General features: G+C 45.2%; 18 protein-coding genes and 1 riboswitch. Of the genes, 15 read left to right on the top strand and 3 right to left on the bottom strand.

Annotated elements, in window-relative coordinates; all coding sequences use genetic code 11:
- The first annotated feature begins 5 nt into the window (after window positions 1-5).
- The 8 genes from QP794_RS05000 (at window position 6) to QP794_RS05035 (ending at window position 7,988) form a co-directional block, all read left to right on the top strand.
- A complete protein-coding gene (locus QP794_RS05000) occupies window positions 6-1,049 on the top strand; it encodes a hypothetical protein (RefSeq protein WP_285075761.1) in 1,044 nt (347 codons plus the stop codon).
- A gap of 132 nt (window positions 1,050-1,181) precedes the next feature.
- On the top strand, window positions 1,182-2,732 hold the full coding sequence (locus tag QP794_RS05005) for an ABC-F family ATP-binding cassette domain-containing protein (RefSeq protein WP_024630371.1): 1,551 nt from the start codon (window positions 1,182-1,184) through the stop codon (window positions 2,730-2,732).
- Between the two features lie 125 nt (window positions 2,733-2,857).
- A riboswitch (TPP riboswitch) is annotated at window positions 2,858-2,967 on the top strand.
- A gap of 315 nt (window positions 2,968-3,282) precedes the next feature.
- Window positions 3,283-3,873, top strand: a complete 591-nt coding sequence (locus QP794_RS05010) for a thiamine phosphate synthase (protein ID WP_285075228.1) — start codon at window positions 3,283-3,285, stop codon at window positions 3,871-3,873.
- A 4-nt stretch (window positions 3,874-3,877) separates the two neighbouring features.
- The gene (thiO, locus tag QP794_RS05015; RefSeq protein ID WP_285075229.1) at window positions 3,878-5,107 is read left to right on the top strand and encodes a glycine oxidase ThiO; all 1,230 of its coding nucleotides are present in this window, start codon (window positions 3,878-3,880) and stop codon (window positions 5,105-5,107) included.
- Window positions 5,104-5,307, top strand: a complete 204-nt coding sequence (gene thiS, locus QP794_RS05020; RefSeq protein ID WP_285075230.1) for a sulfur carrier protein ThiS — start codon at window positions 5,104-5,106, stop codon at window positions 5,305-5,307. Before thiO ends, thiS begins: the two co-directional genes overlap by 4 nt.
- A 3-nt stretch (window positions 5,308-5,310) precedes the next feature.
- Window positions 5,311-6,078 (top strand): thiazole synthase, encoded by a 768-nt coding sequence (locus tag QP794_RS05025; RefSeq protein ID WP_285075231.1) that lies wholly within the window; start codon window positions 5,311-5,313, stop codon window positions 6,076-6,078.
- Entirely contained in the window at window positions 6,075-7,124 is a 1,050-nt protein-coding gene (locus QP794_RS05030; protein ID WP_285075232.1) for a MoeB/ThiF family adenylyltransferase, read from the top strand. The genes QP794_RS05025 and QP794_RS05030 overlap by 4 nt, the downstream gene beginning before the upstream one ends.
- A gap of 174 nt (window positions 7,125-7,298) precedes the next feature.
- Entirely contained in the window at window positions 7,299-7,988 is a 690-nt protein-coding gene (locus QP794_RS05035; protein ID WP_285075233.1) for a response regulator transcription factor, read from the top strand.
- A gap of 134 nt (window positions 7,989-8,122) precedes the next feature.
- Here QP794_RS05035 and QP794_RS05040 read toward each other — a convergent pair whose 3' ends face one another.
- Together QP794_RS05040 and QP794_RS05045 are read right to left on the bottom strand one after the other, a co-directional pair.
- Entirely contained in the window at window positions 8,123-8,623 is a 501-nt protein-coding gene (locus QP794_RS05040; RefSeq protein ID WP_285075234.1) for a C40 family peptidase, read from the bottom strand.
- A 282-nt stretch (window positions 8,624-8,905) separates the two neighbouring features.
- Window positions 8,906-9,547: a thiamine diphosphokinase gene (locus QP794_RS05045; protein WP_079349227.1), complete on the bottom strand. Its 642-nt coding sequence runs from the start codon at window positions 9,545-9,547 to the stop codon at window positions 8,906-8,908.
- Between the two features lie 187 nt (window positions 9,548-9,734).
- On the opposite strand from QP794_RS05045, the gene QP794_RS05050 reads away from it, so the two are divergent.
- Both QP794_RS05050 and QP794_RS05055 read left to right on the top strand, forming a co-directional pair.
- Window positions 9,735-10,403, top strand: coding sequence for a trimeric intracellular cation channel family protein (locus QP794_RS05050; protein WP_024630362.1), 669 nt, complete (start codon window positions 9,735-9,737; stop codon window positions 10,401-10,403).
- A 1-nt stretch (window position 10,404) separates the two neighbouring features.
- Window positions 10,405-10,875: a low molecular weight protein-tyrosine-phosphatase gene (locus QP794_RS05055; RefSeq protein WP_024630361.1), complete on the top strand. Its 471-nt coding sequence runs from the start codon at window positions 10,405-10,407 to the stop codon at window positions 10,873-10,875.
- Window positions 10,876-11,032: 157 nt separating this feature from the next.
- On the opposite strand, the gene QP794_RS05060 is transcribed toward QP794_RS05055, so the two are convergent.
- On the bottom strand, window positions 11,033-11,767 hold the full coding sequence (locus QP794_RS05060) for an alpha/beta hydrolase (protein ID WP_285075235.1): 735 nt from the start codon (window positions 11,765-11,767) through the stop codon (window positions 11,033-11,035).
- A 255-nt stretch (window positions 11,768-12,022) separates the two neighbouring features.
- On the opposite strand from QP794_RS05060, the gene pdhA reads away from it, so the two are divergent.
- From pdhA to thyA, 5 genes are all read left to right on the top strand, one after another.
- Window positions 12,023-13,090, top strand: a complete 1,068-nt coding sequence (gene pdhA, locus QP794_RS05065; protein ID WP_024630359.1) for a pyruvate dehydrogenase (acetyl-transferring) E1 component subunit alpha — start codon at window positions 12,023-12,025, stop codon at window positions 13,088-13,090.
- Window positions 13,091-13,195: 105 nt separating this feature from the next.
- Window positions 13,196-14,173 (top strand): alpha-ketoacid dehydrogenase subunit beta, encoded by a 978-nt coding sequence (locus QP794_RS05070; protein ID WP_024630358.1) that lies wholly within the window; start codon window positions 13,196-13,198, stop codon window positions 14,171-14,173.
- A gap of 175 nt (window positions 14,174-14,348) precedes the next feature.
- Window positions 14,349-15,671 carry a dihydrolipoamide acetyltransferase family protein gene (locus QP794_RS05075; protein ID WP_285075236.1) on the top strand — a complete coding sequence of 441 codons (1,323 nt, stop codon included), beginning with the start codon at window positions 14,349-14,351 and terminating at the stop codon, window positions 15,669-15,671.
- A 3-nt stretch (window positions 15,672-15,674) separates the two neighbouring features.
- Entirely contained in the window at window positions 15,675-17,090 is a 1,416-nt protein-coding gene (gene lpdA / locus QP794_RS05080; protein ID WP_024630356.1) for a dihydrolipoyl dehydrogenase, read from the top strand.
- 326 nt (window positions 17,091-17,416) lie between these two features.
- Window positions 17,417-18,211 (top strand): thymidylate synthase, encoded by a 795-nt coding sequence (gene thyA, locus QP794_RS05085; protein ID WP_285075237.1) that lies wholly within the window; start codon window positions 17,417-17,419, stop codon window positions 18,209-18,211.
- Window positions 18,212-18,416 lie beyond the last annotated feature (205 nt).

Consider the following 18,416-nt stretch of genomic DNA (forward strand, 5'->3'; position numbering starts at 1 on the left):
GTGCGATGAAAGTCGCACGCACGGTGTGGAGAAGGGGAAAAGGCGGTGATTATATCAAATCCTTACCTATTTCTATTGATCTTTCCATTGTGTTTGTGCTTATCTTTTTACCTATATTTTGGGTTATATCTCACAATACAAACAATGCCCAAGAGGCTCAATATTTAAGCAATCGATATAAGATGGCACTTCAGTCTGCTGTACTGGATGCAGGGGCTGTGATGCATCAAAATGAGAAGCAAAACGATGAAGCAGGGTATGATTCAACCAAATTTGTTAAAGCGGACAAAGAGCTTGCTTTGACTACATTTACCCAAACCATGGCACTAAATATGGGGATTCAGGATGACCCTGCTGCTATACGAACCATGTTTAATTACATTCCTGCAATGGTCGTGCTAGATTATGATGGTTACTATATTTTGGCGAACGAAACAGAAATGACCGGTAACCTTGAGGATACCTTCCGACAGGTTTGGAGTCCCAAAAAGCCCTATACATATTCGGATTCAAATGGTAGCAGTATTAACTTCACACTCGATGGGTATGTGTATGCCTATGATGCAGGCTTGGGCAAGTGGGTGGAGGGTTTCCAGAAAGAATTGGCCTCCAGCACGCAAATCCCTCTGCTTCAGAATTCCGAGACGTTTGAGCAGGTCAGACGAAGCCGGATCGTGACAAGTGTGCAGGAAGATTTGGCAGATGTTATTAACAGGCATAATGAGTTTGCAAGAAGGAATGGTGTTTCCTACACCTTTACGATGCCTTTGATTTCTCAGGAAGATTGGTACAACTCGATTAAAGACACGGGGCTTATGGCTTTTATCCAAGGAATACCTGTAGGTAACCAAAAGATTAACAATTATGCCATTGGTGGTGGCAGACTGGTGAAGAAAACAGCGATTGTTGGCGGAGTTGATCCGTTGAGTGGAATCAAATATTATTACCCTTCCACTTGTAGCAATGGTTACAGAGCCGAAGAAGTATTTATAAATGCCAAACAAGCGGCAGCGCAAGGTTATTTTGAGTATAACTGTTCCACAAATTAAAGGCAGTTTGTTTGTAATATAAAAGCGAGGTTGCATGAGATGTTTACATTACTTTCAGAAAAGGCTACACCTGTGCTAAAATAGGGTTTCGGAACGATAGCAATGTCCAATAGATAGGAGCAACCTCATCTTATGAGTTTATTGTCAGTAGAGAACGTGAGTCACAATTTTGGAGACCGCACGTTATTTAAAAATGTATCTTTTCGTTTACTTGCCGGAGAGCGTGTAGGCCTTGTTGGTGCAAATGGTGTGGGCAAGTCCACACTGATGAACATCCTTACCGGGAAATTGCTAAAGGACGAAGGGAAGGTCGAATGGACCCCCAAAGTTCGTTATGGATATCTGGATCAGCATACCAAGCTCACGCCTGGAAAAACGATTCGTGACGTGTTAAAGGATGCGTTCCTTCCCTTGCTTGAGTTAGAGAAAGAAATGATGTCCATCACGGATCAGATGGCAGACGCCGATCCGGACAAGCTCGAATTGTTGCTGGAAGAAATGGGTGACATTCAGGAGCAATTGGAGCAAGGTGATTTTTATCTGATTGATGTGAAAGTGGAAGAGATGGCGAATGGACTTGGCTTGTCCGCTATCGGTCTGGATCGTGACGTGGCTGCGCTTAGTGGTGGTCAGCGTACAAAGGTATTGCTTGCCAAGCTTTTACTCGAGAAACCCACTGCTCTTCTTCTGGATGAGCCGACGAACTATCTCGATGTGGAACACATTGAATGGCTGACGCGCTACCTGAAGGATTACCCGTACGCGTTTATTCTGATCTCGCATGATACGGAGTTTATGAATGAGGTCGTTAACGTTATTTATCATTTGGAATTTGCCAAGTTGACGCGTTATGCAGCCAACTATAACAAATTCCTTGAAATGGCTGACATGAATAAGGCCCAACATATTGATGCTTATGAGAAACAGCAGGAGTACATCAAGAAGCAGGAAGATTTCATTCAGCGGAACAAAGCCCGCGCTTCCACTTCCGGTCGTGCCAAGAGCCGTGAGAAGCAGCTCGGCAAGATTGAACGTATTGATCGTCCAGACGAAGCAGCCAAACCCACGTTTAATTTCAAAGATGCCCGTGCGAGCAGTAAAACAGTCTTTGAGGGTATTGATTTTGAGATTGGATATTCGTATGCATTATTGCCCAAAATGACGATGACTATTGAGCGTGGCGAGAAAATTGCCATTGTTGGATGTAACGGTGTAGGTAAATCAACACTACTCAAGACCATTTTGGGGAAAATTCCACCCCTTAGTGGTAAGACTTTCTTGGGTGATTATCTGGAAACCGCTTATTTCGAACAGGAAGTACGTGCAGGTAATATTACCCCGATCGAAGATGTTTGGAATGAATTCTCTCATCTGACACAGAATGAAGTCCGGGGCCATCTTGCACGTTGTGGATTGAAAAATGAGCATATCACCCGTCCGCTTAACGCGCTTAGTGGTGGAGAGCAAGCGAAGGTTCGTTTGTGTAAGCTTCTGATGCGTGAAAGCAACTGGATTTTGTTCGATGAGCCTACGAACCATTTGGATGTGACGGCCAAAGCAGAGCTGAAACGTGCCCTGCAAGAATTCAAGGGTACCGTGCTGCTTGTATCCCATGAACCTGAATTTTATGAAGGCTGGGTAACCAAAACGTGGGATGTTGAGGCGTGGTCCGAGAAACAATAGTTTCTTCATACCAGACGAGCTATTTCGATAACTAGATTGTCTTCAGCAATGGATAAAGAACGTAATAAATGGAAATTGTACGGTGACAAAAAAAGATGTCTATGGTAACATAGGCTACAGCTTCATATGAACACTAGGGGGGCCGCACGATGCGGCTGAGATGGAAGAATGCGATTCCGGACCCTTTGCACCTGATCTGGATCATACCAGCGTAGGGAAGTGGCGCGTTTCAGCTAATGACAAAGGGCGTTATCGTTGACTTTGCGATATTGCCTGCAAGATGAATCATGTGGTTTCTAGGTATACTACGTTGCGACTATGGATGTTTTTATAGTTGGTTATACGTTATGTTTAGAGTAATTGCATGCGACAGTCATTCAGTTGATCATGAATTCTAAATTCGTGGCCACTCCCCTACGGGAGTGGCTTTTTTGTTGTTTTATATCAGCCTAAAGCACGTAAGAGGAGGGCGAACAGGACGTCAATTTTCCATGAACATGTAGCAGCACGATCATTTGAACTGCATGTCATTTCGCCAGGTAAGGGAGACATGTACTCTTTTCTAGATACGGCTAAGAAAGTATGGCGATGGATCGATTTTATCCACATTCGGGAAAAAAAGCTGACCCTAGAGCAGCAGATGTATTGGGCGCAAAGTCTAAAAACACAAGGAGTTCCATCTAAACGAATCGTTATGAACGGCTTAGATCAGCTGGCTCAACATGCGTGGTTGGGTGGTGTGCATTGGGGTCAAGCAGCTATTCAAGGCTATGATCTGGCTGAGTTAAATCGACTGAACCGGCTTCGTGTAGGCGTGTCGGTTCATTCTCTGAAAGAAGCAAAAGTTGCAGAAGAACGTGGAGCGGATTATCTCTTTTACGGGCATGTATACGAATCCGATAGTAAACCGAATTGCGAACCTAAAGGTCTTATTGCGTTGGCTGAAGTATGCTCCAATGTTTCGATTCCAGTGATTGCGATTGGCGGGATTAGACCGGAGAATATCGGGGCTATTCGTACTGCGGGTGCCAAAGGCGCTGCGGTAATCTCAACCATTTGGATGAACAGTAAGCCGGAGCTGGCTGCCGCTTCATTGCGGCAGGCAATCAGGGATTCAGAGAACGCCGAACCAAGGAGATGAGAACATGAGAGAGGAAGCAAGAAGCCGGAGCAGGAATCGTTCGGGTTATCATCCAGGAACAGTATTCAGGAGTAAAGGTGGAACAGAGATTCGAGGCAAGCTTCATGCGGAAACGATTATTGTTGGTGGAGGAGTTATTGGTAGTGCCATTGCATGTGAACTCGCCACCCGCGGTCACGACGTTCTTCTGGTTGAGCGTGCAAGAATAGGCGGGGGAACTTCCTGTGCAGCTGCCGGGATGCTTGCTGCGGACAGTGAGGAATTCACTCATGCTGTGATGGCGAAGCTTGCGCGGCAGAGCAGAGCATTACTTCACGAGCAGAAGGAGCGAATCCATTCACTTAGCGGAGTGGAAATGGGTTTGCAACAGCATGGATTTATTACTCCTTTTCGTTCATACAGTGAGGTCAGCAGTTACAAGAATATCCGATCGTCTTCCTTATCTACAGAACATATTTGGTGGGATCGAGTGGCTGTCCAACAAGAAGCATCATGGTTAAACAGGGATACGTATGGCGCATATTACAGACCTTCCGAGAGCGAGGTTCTTCCTATCAATCTAACGCAGGCTTATGTCAGATCGGCTCAGGCCCTGGGTGCCAGAGTGATGGAAGGTGTACAGAATGTCTGTTTGCATAGGGACATGAATGGAGTGCAAGGTATTGAGACTTCAATTGGAACCATGACATCGAGAAATGTCATTATCGCTACAGGGTTACAAGGCGAAGAATTGATGAGACAAGTGGGCCTTGATTCACCTGTTTTGCCTGTGAAGGGTGAAATTGCAGCCGTGCAGTTCTCACCCCACCATGTCGGTTACAGACCTGACAAAACGGTGTATGCAGAGGATATATATATTGTTCCCAAAGCGAATGGAGAAGTGTGGATTGGTGCAACAAGTCTTCCTGGAAGAACCGACATGAAGGTCTCCGTTCAAGGCATTCAGAAGCTGCTTGCAGCCGCGACAAATTGGGTGCCTGGTATGAAGGAAGCGCATTTTATCCGAGCGTGGGCGGGAGTACGTCCTTCGACTCCGGATGGGTTGCCTTATGTGGGTGCTTGTGAAAGTGTTCCGGGTTTATTCGCTGCTTTTGGACACTATCGTAATGGCATACTGCTTAGTGCGATCACGGGCAGCTTAATGGCTGACTTAATTAATGGTAAAACCTCGGAAGAGCTGGGTATTCAGGACTTAAGTCCTGAACGGTTAAACCGAAAGGAGATATTGCAGTGAATATCATTGTCAACGGACAAAGCATGCATATTGAGGATAGTTTAAATCGTGTGGACAAATTACTCCATTCGTTTAATCTGCAAGTGAAAACCGTGGTAGTTGAATTGAATCGGCAAATTTTAACACGTGAATATCATGAAACGACAACGTTAAGGGACGGAGATCGAATTGAAATTGTACATTTTGTGGGAGGCGGTTGAACCATGTTGAGGATTGGGAAGTATACGTTTGAGTCCAGGTTACTGCTGGGTACAGGCAAATTTTCGGATTTGGAAGTGCAGAGCCAAGCGGTTGAAGCCTCGGGTACGGAAGTATTAACGTTTGCAGTTCGGCGTTTGAATCTGGAAGATCGCAACAAACAGCATTTTCTGGATACACTGGATTTGAAAAGGTATACCCTGCTTCCTAATACAGCGGGTGCTTCAACGGCAGAGGAGGCGGTGCGAATCGCTGAATTAGCTCGGGCTTCAGGACTTTGTGATATGATAAAAGTGGAAGTCATCGGCGATGGAATCACATTGCTTCCTGACCCGATTGAAACCTATAAAGCTTGCGAGATCTTGCTTGAAAAGGGCTTTACGGTACTGCCTTATATCTCGGATGATGTTATTCTGGCCAAACGATTGCAACTACTCGGCGTACATGCCGTTATGCCTGGGGCTTCGCCCATAGGGGCGGGGAGAGGAATTATTAATCCCTATAATCTGGAGATTATTATTGAACAAGCCGTCGTTCCTGTCATTGTGGATGCAGGACTTCGTGCACCAAAAGACGCTGCTCATGCGATGGAGCTGGGAGCTGACGGTGTATTGTTGAATACGGCAGTCTCCGGATCTGGGGACCCGGTAAAGATGGCAAAAGCAATGCGAATGGGGGTTGAAGCAGGCAGACTGGCTTATGAGGCAGGCATGATTCCCGTCAAGCGCTATGCAGCGGCGAGTAGTCCGGCGGAAGGAATGGTTCATACATGACTAATCAGACACAATCCTCTGAGCAGGGAGACCGCTATTCCAGACAGGAACGGTACACACCTATCGGTAAGGAAGGTCAGCATCGATTGAGTAACAGCAGAGTATTGATTGTTGGAGCTGGTGCGCTTGGTACTGGGATTGCAGAAACACTGGTGCGTTCGGGAATTGGCCATATTACCATTGCAGATCGTGATTATGTGGAGTGGAGCAACCTGCAGCGACAACAGTTATATACAGAGCAAGACGCCACTGAGCGAATGCCTAAAGCGATGGCAGCGAAGAAGCGCCTATCGGAGATTAACTCTACTGTTGAAGTTGTAGGTAGAGTGATGGACGTTAGAGTGAATGAAATGGAAGAATTGATACAGAATGTAGACTTAATTATGGATGCAACAGATAATTTTGATACCCGGCTTTTAATAAATGACATGTCTCAGAAGTATCGCATTCCCTGGATTTATGGCGGATGTGTGGGCAGTTACGGAATCACCTACACATTTCTGCCTGGAGAAACCCCTTGTCTAAACTGTTTGTTGGGTGAGGTTCCGTTAGGTGGGGACACCTGTGATACGTCAGGCATTATCCCTCAGGCAGTGCAGATGGTTACGGCGAATCAGACTGCTGAAGCGATGAAGTTTCTTAGTGGGAATTCAGATGCGCTCAGACGCAAATTGCTATCATTCGATGTGTGGAGAAATAAATATATATCCATTAACGTTGACGGTGCCAGAAAAGAAGATTGTCCTTCCTGCGGAGTTAAGGCAAATTATCCGTACCTCTCAGCCTCAAACTTGGAAAAAACAGATGTATTATGTGGCAGGGATACAGTACAGATTCGTCCTTCCCGGCGAATGAAACTGGATTTGCAGCATACGGCTGATCGCCTCGGCAAGCTGGATGAGGGCAAAGTGGAGGCCAATCCATTTTTGGTTTCTTTCACAACTGGAGCGTACAGGATGGTCATTTTTCAGGATGGGCGCGTCCTTGTTCATGGAACAAAAGACACGGCAGAGGCGCGTACGCTGGTTCACCGGTACTTTGGTTAAAGATAAAAACAAATGAATTCTTCGAGTCCGTTCCTTCCGGGAATGGACTTTTTCATTTTACGGCATGATAAACATACAAGAATGCTGCGATGCACAGTGGTCACAAGTATGTGGAGACCAGGTGTAGTTGAAACTAACCAAGGTAGCAGCGTATAAGACAGGCCGGGTGAAAACATGAAAACATCCATATTACTGGTTGGCAGGGGCGATCTGGTTTCTTTTATTCAAGGCATATTAGGTGCTGAAGGGTACCAAGTCGAGCAAATGGAATGGACGGAACTGCACGATCTTTCTGAACTAACACTAACGAATCTCAATATGATCATATTAATAAATGAAGGCTGTCATGTAGATAACCTGAAGAGTGGACTGGAATCTTTGGTACGCATGGGTGTCACCTCTCCATTACTTGTGATTACTCCTAAGATATCGCCTGAATTAATTGTGGAATTACTCGATTACGGCGCTAATGATGTGATGGAAGCACCTATTCATGGTAATGTGATGATGGCCAGAATACGAAATCTTTTACGTGTGTTCTCACATGCTGCACAGGAAGATGAAGAAATCATTGTTGTGCATGATCTCAAGGTCAATCTGCGTTCACGTCGTGTAAGTCGTGCAGGTGAATATCTGGTATTGACTCCGAAAGAATATGAATTGCTGGAGTTTCTGGCCCGTCATGTGAACGAGGCATGTGCCCGGAGCGCTATTTTAAGGGAAGTGTGGGGGTATGATTTTGCAATGGATACCAATGTGGTGGATGTGTATATCAAACATTTGCGGGTGAAGGTGGATAAGGGGAGGAGCGTCAAATTAATTCATACCGTTCGGGGGATCGGCTATATGCTTCATTCTCATTAAAAAGGGTTGTAGCGGCGAGCTCCATTTCTGTTTTCCACATTACTCCTGTTTGAACAGAGAACTTTATCGGGTAAATATAAAAGGACCGGATCATTAGATCCGGCCCCACTCGCTCGTTTTTTCTGAAATGTGAACTACAGTACGCGGCGAGCTTTAATATATGTTTTTTTCCAGTTTCCCGAGTTTAAGTCGGAAAGAGTAACACCTGGTGATCCGTACGTGTGCAGAATTTTTCCGTCTCCTGCGTATACGCCTACGTGTGTAATATTGGACCCTGTGGAACGACTGCCGCTGGAGAAGAAGACCAGATCTCCCACTTGCAGATTAGCTTTGGACACAGCTACGCCTTCTTGGGATTGCTTAACGGATGTACGTGGCAAATCAACACCATACTTTTTGAAGATGTATTTCATAAAAGAAGAGCAGTCAAAATTTTTGGTTGTAGAAGTTGACGCCCCAAATTTATATGGAGTTCCTGTAAAGGTTTTACCATAGTTCACGATTTGTTGTCCTGTGGATACAGAAGCGCTTGCTGCTTGTGCAACAGGTGCATTAGTCATTAATACAGCTCCAAAACCTAGTGTAGCGCACAACCCGACGGTTACGGCCTTTTGGACAAAGATGTTTGTTTTCATGTGAGTACCTCCAAAATTCGTTTTCGTTTAGTTGCTAGAGCGAGTATAACAGCTTTGTAACAGCCTAGAAATTGGATGGAACCTGTTCGTCCTTAGAGCCGCAAAGGTTTGGGTTTGTTTATTAAAATACCATTAAAAATGTCAAAAAATTAATCATTGACGAATCTTGAACATTATAAACATAGAAAAGACCCTTGATATATCAAGGGTCTTTGTTGTTTTATGCGATTATTTTTGATCTAAATCACAGGTTACAAAAACGTAATAAGTCTGCACTAAAGTTTAATCTTTGCTCTGAATAAGGAGTAACAACCCACTATCGATCGAGACCGTGCCAGACTTTCCGAGCAGTTTGTTGCTAATCCCCAAAGATTGCCCCATACGTATGGTGGCTTGCTCCAGCGGGTACATGAAACCTTCCAGCGTGATACCTGTAACTTCATTGGTGAGAGGGAGCAGGGAGATGTACTCATATCCACGGTCCTCCACGAAAGCTTCGGAGGTCGTTAGCATCATATAATTGTGTTCATCCTGCAGAGTACAGGAAATATGATGCTGCATAGCGCGGACCATAATATGTACGTTAGCCAGTGTATGATCCATGCGTGTACCCGTTGCGCCCAACAAGAGAATGTCAGTAGGCTCAAAATCCAGTGCTGTTTCGAATGCCATCTCGGTATCCGTCAAATCCTTATGCACAGGATCACAGGTAATTATCCGTTCGCTGTTATCTCGTACACTCTCCCGTTCCTGTTCGGTAATGGAATCAAAATCTCCTACAGAAATATGCGGCTGAATCCCATGTTCTATTAAAAATAAAGCTCCACGGTCGGCCGCAATAATGATGTCATCCTTACCGATTTCTTTCAGAAATTGAGGAGATAGGGTTCCACCCGTAAAAATAACAACTCGTTTCTTAGTCATTCTATTTCATCCTTCCTGGTCAATGAAGAAACTAAATCACTTCTAATAATGTGATGAATTGATGTAAATATCATTCACAAAACCAGTATAATCCACAAAATGTGGTTGCACAATTTCAGCCTGCGCGGATACAATGGGTAGAGCAACATGGAGATGACTTGAAAAGTGAGGTTTGGACGGGTTGGACTTGCACATTTTTGAAGTATTCAGCATTATAGGTACCATTGCATTTGCAATGTCCGGTGCTTTCGTGGCAATGGAAGAGGAATATGATATTTTGGGCGTTCTGGTATTGGGACTCGTGACTGCATTTGGAGGCGGAGTTATTCGTAATGTTCTCATTGGTGTTCCTGTAACCATGCTGTGGAGCCAGGGAGCGCTGATTATGCTTGCCTTAGTATCTGTAGCGATCGCGTTTGTATTACCTCTTAAGTGGATTGGTCACTGGAAGCGAACAGAAGCGCTGTTCGATGCGATCGGACTTGCAGCATTTGCGATTCAAGGTGCGTTATATGCGGCAAATATGGGACATCCCATTAGTGCGGTGATTGTTGCCGCAATGATGACTGGTATAGGCGGAGGGATCATTCGTGATTTGTTGGCAGGCAGGAAGCCACTGGTGCTACGGGATGAAATCTATGCCGTTTGGGCAATAATCGCTGGTTTTGCCGTAGGCATGGGCTGGTTCACAACGAACGTTGGACTGTTAATATGTTTCGCTGCAGTTGTGTTTTTCCGGATGTGTTCTGTTCATTATAAATGGAAGCTGCCCCGTCGTTCTCTGGTACAAACGGAGAGTGTGAAACCTAAGACTGCAACAGCGCCACTTAACCGCACCTTGAGTAAGGGGGAATAACATGATTAACGTTTTGTTTGTATGTTTGGGCAATATTTGCCGATCGCCGATGGCTGAGGCTGTCCTCCGCCACAAAGTTAATGAAAGAGGACTGGCTCAACAAATTCGAGTGGACTCGGCAGGTACAGGCGACTGGCATGTCGGTAAACCTCCGCATGAAGGGACTCGCAAATTGCTTGATTCACGTCAAATTTCTTATGCTGATATGGCTGCAAGACAATTTGAGAGTGAAGATTTCGTACAGTTTAATTACATTATATGCATGGATGATTCCAACGCTGCTAACGTAAGAAGTGTTACCGGTGGTGAAGAAGCAGAAATTATCAAGATGATGGATATGCTGCCGGACGAGACACTTCGTGAAGTTCCAGACCCGTATTATACGGGGAATTTTGAAGAAGTGTACAGGCTGCTTGATGCGGGCTGCGACGTGTTGCTAGATCGGATTGCGAAGGAGCATTCACTGGTATAACCAATGTGATATTAGCTGAACATTGACAGATGTAGTACAGAAGAAGAGGCTGGACGAACAAGCAGGAGAGCCTGCTTCTTTTTTGAATGTTTATGTAAGCGATATCATTGGATTGTAAAACAAAAGCGGCATTTCAGCCGCCTGTTCTATGATCGTGTTAGTTTTCCTGAAGAAAGTAAAGCAAAGCTTCCGGCAGTTCATTCTGCCAGAATCCCCATTGGTGACGCCCGTCTTTCTCCTGATAGGAGACGATTGCACCTCGTTTTTCCAGCAAATCACGGGTATCACGGTTTAATTGAACAAAATTATACGTGCCGGTGTCGGCTTCAAAAGCCGTCTCCTGCAAACCAACAATCATCCAAATGGATAACCAGGACAAGTCTTCAGCTGCAGCGTAGATTTCCTGAGAAGCGGAGTAGTAAGCACCAGACATGCTGATCACACGTGTGAACAGGTTCGGATAGAGTAGAGCAAGGTGAAGTGAAACGCTGCCACCCAGTGAGTCGCCGGCAAGAACACGTTCCTGCGGAGAGCTCCGAACAGGATATTTCTCTTCTACATAGGGAATAATCTCTTCAGCGAAGCATGAGGTATACGCCTTGAACCGATCGCCGAATGGGGCGTATTCCTGAGTTCTTACAGACACGTCGACCTGAACTCCTACTATAATGAAAGGTTCGGCTCCCTCGTCGAGAATGATTCGGTTGGCCGTGGTGGCGATACGTCCAAAGTTGAAAAATTCTTCACCGTCCTGACAATAAACGACAGGGTAGCTAAGCAACTCGTTATAGCCAGGCGGAAGATAAATTCGAAGTGTGCGCTTCTCTCCGAGATAGCGGCTCTCAATCTCTTCCTTTACAATCGTGCGTTTCAAATAGCGGGAATCCGTCATAAAACGTCACCTTTCTCGGTAAATTTTTGCATTCGACCGCGCAATACGGTAAGATTAACCTTGTGCGAGGATGGGTCAAACACGCAAACATGTATTATGCTGTTATACCAATATTAAGCCCCTGTTATACATACAATCCGGAAGGAAACATAAAAAAATTACGGATATCTTTGACGTATGCAGTGAAACAGGTGTATAATAATATTATAACAGCGGAACTTGATATTCAAATTTTTTGTTGAGGTGAAGAAAAAAATGAGCAAGGTTCCTTATGAAGTATATACGGAGGATGTAGAAGCTCTGTCCGTGCTGTCTCCTGATGGCGAAATCGTTAACAAAGACATGATGCCTAAACTTTCCGACGATCAATTAAAAGAAATTATGTACCGCATGGTATTTACCCGTACTTGGGATGACCGTGCAGTAAACCTGGGCCGTCAAGGTCGTCTTGGTTTCTATGCTCCAGTATCTGGTCAAGAAGCTACAATGGTTGGTAGTGAATTTGCAATTGAAAAAGAAGACTTTGTATGTCCTGGCTATCGTGACATTCCGCAACTCGTGTGGCATGGACTTCCTCTTTATCAAGCGTTCCTGTACTCCCGTGGACACCAACATGGTGGACAAATTCCGGATGGCGTTAATGTATTGATGCCGCAAATCATCATTGGTGCACAAATCCTGCACGCAATGGGTATTGCTATGGGTTACAAGTTGAAGAAACAAAAACAAGTAGTTATTACGTACACAGGTGATGGCGGTTCTTCTGAAGGTGACTTCTATGAAGGTCTCAACTATGCTGGTGTTTACAAACTGCCTGTTATTTTCTTCGTACAAAACAATGGTTATGCCATCACAACTCCTTTTGCCAAACAAACGGCAGCTCTGTCCATCGCTCACAAAGCGGTAGCAGCAGGTATCAAAGGTGTTAAAGTTGACGGTATGGACATCTTTGCAGTTATCAAAGCGGTTCAGGAAGCTGCTGAACGCGGTCGCAACGGCGAAGGCGCAACATTGATCGAGGCAGTAACTTACCGTTTCCGTCCTCACTCCCTTTCTGATGATGCTTCCAAGTATCGTACAAAAGAAGAAGAGGCAGAATGGAACACTAAAGATCCAATCGCACGTTTCGCTAAATATCTGGAGAAAAAAGGTCTTTGGACTGAAGAAGATACAGCACGTGTGAAAGAAGAAGCAAAAGCTAAAGTGAACGAAGAGATCAAAAAAGCGGAAAAAACCGAGAAAATGACGATTTCAGGCTTGATCGACAGCATGTTCGAACAAACGCCTAAGCACTTGGAAGAGCAAAAAGCTGATTTCCAATAAGTTTTTTCCGATAAAGCATAAACATCCGGGACGGGTTCCGGTGTCCCGGTATACATGTATGAATTCAAATGTGAACTGTCAATGTTTAAGGAGGAAATGAAGCAAATGGCACAAATGAACATGAAAGAAGCAATCCGTGATGCGCTTCGCGTTGAGTTGAAACGTGATCCTAACGTACTGCTTTTCGGTGAAGACGTAGGTAATGTAGGCGGCGTTTTCCGTGTAACGGAAGGTCTGCAAAAAGAGTTTGGCGAAGAGCGTGTATTTGATACTCCACTCGCTGAGTCCGCTATTGGTGGTCTGGCTGTAGGTTTGGGTGTTCAAGGCTTCCGTCCGGTTGCCGAGATCCAATTCGTTGGTTTTATCTTCGAAGCACTTGACCAAATGGTAGTTCAAGCCGCTCGTATGCGTTTCCGCTCCGGCGGTAAATACAATTCTCCAATCGTATTCCGTACACCTTTTGGTGGCGGTGTAAAAGCGGCAGAATTGCACACAGATTCCCTGGAAGGTCTGCTTACGCAAACTCCGGGTATCAAAGTGGTAGTTCCTTCTAACCCTTACGATGCAAAAGGTCTGATGATCGCTTCGATTCGCGATAACGACCCTGTATTCTTCATGGAGCACTTGAACTTGTACCATGCATTCCGTGCAGAAGTACCTGAAGAAGATTACACTGTTGAGCTGGGCAAAGCGAACGTTGTTCGTGAAGGTTCTGATGTAACTATTATTACTTACGGTATGATGGTTCACACTTCTGTGAAAGCAGCAGATGAGCTCGAAAAACAAGGAATCAAAGTTGAAGTAATCGACCTTCGTACGGTTAGCCCGATCGATATCGATACCATCGTTGCTTCCATTAAGAAAACAAACCGTGCAATTGTTGTACAAGAAGCTCAAAAGAGCGCAGGGGTTGCAGCTGAAGTCATTGCCCAAATCAATGAAAAAGCAATCCTGCACTTGGAAGCACCGGTTCTGCGTGTAGCTGGTCCGGACACTGTATATCCATTTGCACAAATCGAAGATACATGGCTGCCTAACCCGGCTCGTATCGTTGCCGCGGTTAATAAAGTCGTAAATTTCTAATTTAATCATCTGACATGCCGCAAGGCGCAGTATGGTGATTCACACCGCAGCGCAAGCTGCACTGTAAACAGCCATTAGCCCCTTGAGTAACAGTTTATTGCACTAGCAGTAACGGTTGTTTCTTGGAGTTAAGGGTTGTTTTCAGGATTGAGACATAATCAAGGAGGTTTTTCAGTTGGCTAAATTTGAATACAAATTCCCTGAACTGGGCGAAGGCCTTCACGAAGGCGAAATCATCAAGATGCACATCAAAGTCGGTGACAAAGTAACTGACGACGACATCATCATGGAAGTACAGAATGACAAAGCGGTCGTTGAAGTACCTTGTCCAGTTAACGGCACAGTAACAGAAGTATTCGCAAAAGATGGTCAAGTTTGCCACGTAGGCGAAGTTGTTGCAATCATTGACGCTGAAGGCGAGCTTCCTGAGCAAGACGATGCTCCTGCTGGCGATCAAGGCGAGCAAGAAAAAGATGCAGCTCAAGGCGGAGCTGACACAAGCGGTTCTTCTGCAGCAGCTTCCAGCTCCGATGCAGCTAAAGAAGGCGGCAACAACAGCGTTCCGGCAGTACCTGCTAAAGACGTTCTGGCAACACCAAGCGTGCGCAAATTTGCCCGCGAACAAGGCGTAGACATCGCTCAGGTTAACGGTACTGGCAACAACGGTAAAGTTACCAAAGAAGATGTTGAATCCTTCAAAAATGGTGGCGGTTCTTCCGCAGCGGCATCTTCCGCAGCTCCGGCTCAAGAAGAGAAAAAATCCGCAGCACCAGCAGCGGCTGCAGCTGATCAACGCCTTGAAGAAGAGCGCTTACCATTCAAAGGTATCCGTAAAGCGATCTCTAACGCAATGGTTAAATCGGCGTACACAGCACCTCACGTTACAATCATGGACGAAGTGGACGTAACTGAACTGGTTGCTTTCCGTACTCGCATGAAACCAATTGCTGAGAAAAAAGGAACAAAAGTTACTTATCTGCCATTTATCGTTAAAGCATTGGTTGCGGCTTCCCGCCAATTCCCTGCTTTGAACGCAATGATCGATGAAGAAGCTAACGAAATTGTTTACAAAAAATACTACAACATCGGTATCGCTACAGATACAGACAACGGCTTGATCGTTCCTGTTATCAAAGACGCTGATCGTAAATCCATCTGGATGATCGCTGATTCCATTCGTGATCTGGCAGCTCGTGGCCGCGATGGCAAACTGAGCGCGAACGAAATGAGAGGAAGCACAATCTCCATCAGTAACATTGGTTCTGCTGGCGGTATGTTCTTCACTCCGATCATCAACTTCCCTGAAGTTGCAATTCTCGGAACTGGACGCATCAGCGAAAAAGCCGTTATCAAAAATGGCGAAGTTGTTGCAGCACCTGTAATGGCACTTTCCCTGAGCTTCGACCACCGTATTATCGATGGCGCAACAGCACAAAACTTTATGAATTACATTAAACAGTTGCTCGCTAACCCTGAGCTGCTTGTTATGGAGGTGTAAGATATGGTAGTAGGCGACGCTTCTCTCAATATCGACACATTAGTAATTGGTGCGGGTCCTGGTGGCTATGTAGCTGCCATCCGTGCCGCTCAACTGGGCCAAAGCGTATTGATTGTAGACAAATCCGAACTGGGCGGCGTTTGTTTGAACCGCGGATGTATTCCATCCAAAGCTCTGATCTCGGCTGCGCATCAATATGAGTCTGCACTTCACGGTGAAGCATTTGGTATTTCTGCTGAGAACGTGAAAGTGGACTTCAGCAAAACTCAAGAATTCAAAAACGGTGTTGTTAAGAAAATGACTGGCGGCGTAGCTGGTTTGCTCAAAGGCAACAAAGTTGAAGTTTTCAACGGTGAGTGCATGTTCATCAACGAAAACGAAGCTCGTGTATTTAACGATCACGAGTCACCACGTTACAAATTTAAAAATGCAATTATTGCAACAGGTTCCCGTCCAATCGAACTGAAACCTTTCCCGTTTGGCGGACGCATTCTGTCTTCAACAGAAGCTCTGAACTTGCCTGAAGTTCCAAAAAGCATGATCGTTATCGGTGGCGGTTATATCGGTGCTGAGCTTGGTCAAATGTATTCCAAATTCGGTGCAAAAGTAACCATCATCGAAGGTTTGGATACAGTACTGCCAGGTTTCGATAAAGACATGACTAGCCTTGTTGCTAAAAACATGAAGAAAACAGGCATCGAAATCGTAACGGGTGCAAAAGCTGAAAGTGCTGAGCAAACGGATAAAGATGTAACTGTTAAATATTCCGTAAATGGTGAATCCAAAGAAGTAACTGCAGATTACCTGCTCGTTACTGTTGGACGTCGTCCAAATACGGACGGGGAGCTTGGTCTGGACCTGATTGGCGTAGACGTTGACGAGCGTGGATTCGTTAAAGTTGATCACCAAGGCCGTACCAGCATTCCTCACATCTTCGCAATCGGTGATATCGTATCCGGTCTGGCACTTGCCCACAAAGCTTCTTATGAAGGTAAAGTGGCTGCTGAAGCGATCGCAGGACAACCATCTGTAGTTGACTACAAATGTATGCCGGCAGTTGTCTTCACAGATCCTGAGTGCTCCAGCGTAGGTTACACTGAGAAAGAAGCTAAAGAAAAAGGCTACAAAGTAAAAGCTGGCAAATTCCCTTATGCGGGTAATGGCCGTGCTGTATCTTTGAACCACGCTGAAGGCTTCGTGAAAATCGTAGCTGACGAAGAAAGCGGCCTCGTATTGGGTTGCCAAATCGTAGGTCTGGAAGCTTCCAACCTGATTGCTGAGCTTGGCCTTGCAATCGAAATGGGTGCTACTCTGGAAGATTTGGCGCTGACTATTCACGCTCACCCTACTTTGGGAGAAATCGTGATGGAAGCTGCGGAACTGGTTATGGGTCACCCGATCCACATCATTTCCCGCTAATATCGTCTAAGCTTCGGATTCGTCCGGCATTATACGTAAATCAAGAAGGGATAGATAACGTGTTACAGCGTTGTCTATCCCTTTTTTGTATAAATACCTCAAGTGAGTCTGTTAAGACTCAAAATTACGGGTTTTACGTATAGCTTTTTATCGATGAAGCATCATGCAATCTTAATCTCAATGTGGTACACTGTAACAACGAATATGACAGCATCGACCTTAGCTCTGTGCTGTTTCAATAAGGCAAATTGGAGCAACCACAACCACTGTGAATGTTCTCGTTTGTTTTTATTGCTGTGAAATAAGAAGTGCGAGGGGATTATAATTTGAAGAACTATCTTGATTTATTACAGGATATCCTGGATAACGGCGTGCATAAGGGAGACCGCACCGGAACGGGAACCCAATCCGTTTTTGGCAGACAGCTTCGATATGACCTATCCGAAGGGTTCCCGCTTGTAACAACCAAGCGAATCCATCTGAAATCAGTCATTCATGAGTTGTTATGGTTTTTGAGCGGGGATACGAATATATCCTATCTAAAGGAAAATGGCGTGAAGATCTGGGATGATTGGGCTGACGAAAATGGTGATTTGGGTCCGGTATACGGATCTCAATGGCGCACTTGGGAAGCACCCAATGGAGAGAAGATTGATCAGATTTCAGCTGTAATTGATTCAATTAAAAACAATCCGGATTCACGACGTCACCTCGTTAGCGCCTGGAATGTGGCGGAGATTAACAACATGAAACTGCCCCCTTGCCATTTCGCGTTTCAGTTTTACGTGGCTGAGGGTAAACTATCATGTATGCTTACAATGCGTTCCGTGGATACGTTCCTGGGGTTGCCATTTAACATTGCCAGCTATGCATTGCTGACACATATGATTGCCCAGCAGTGTGATCTTGAAGTGGGAGAGTTCATCTGGTCCGGTGGGGATGTACACATTTATTCAAACCATGTGGAACAAGTGAAAACCCAGTTGGATCGTGAACCATACGCATTGCCTAAGCTGGTCATCAAGCGTAAGCCGGATTCCATTTTTGATTATACGTTTGAAGATTTTGAGTTTGAGAACTATCAGCACCATCCGGGTATTAAAGCCCCGATTGCAGTATAAGTACATGCTCAATAGTCTGGTTTTCAGTGCCGAGAAGATGGAATGAAGCTAGAAATGAAGTAGCGGAGCGTAGGGAAAACTACGTGAGCAACGGACATTTCGGCTGAATTTCATAATCGATGCTGATAATGCCGCTAGGCATCATTCGTAATCAAAAGTGGACTTTTTGAACAACCTATAAACAGAATGAAGGAGTGTGTAATCT

The sequence above is a fragment of the Paenibacillus sp. UMB7766-LJ446 genome (assembly GCF_030226665.1).
Classification (GTDB): domain Bacteria; phylum Bacillota; class Bacilli; order Paenibacillales; family Paenibacillaceae; genus Paenibacillus; species Paenibacillus vandeheii.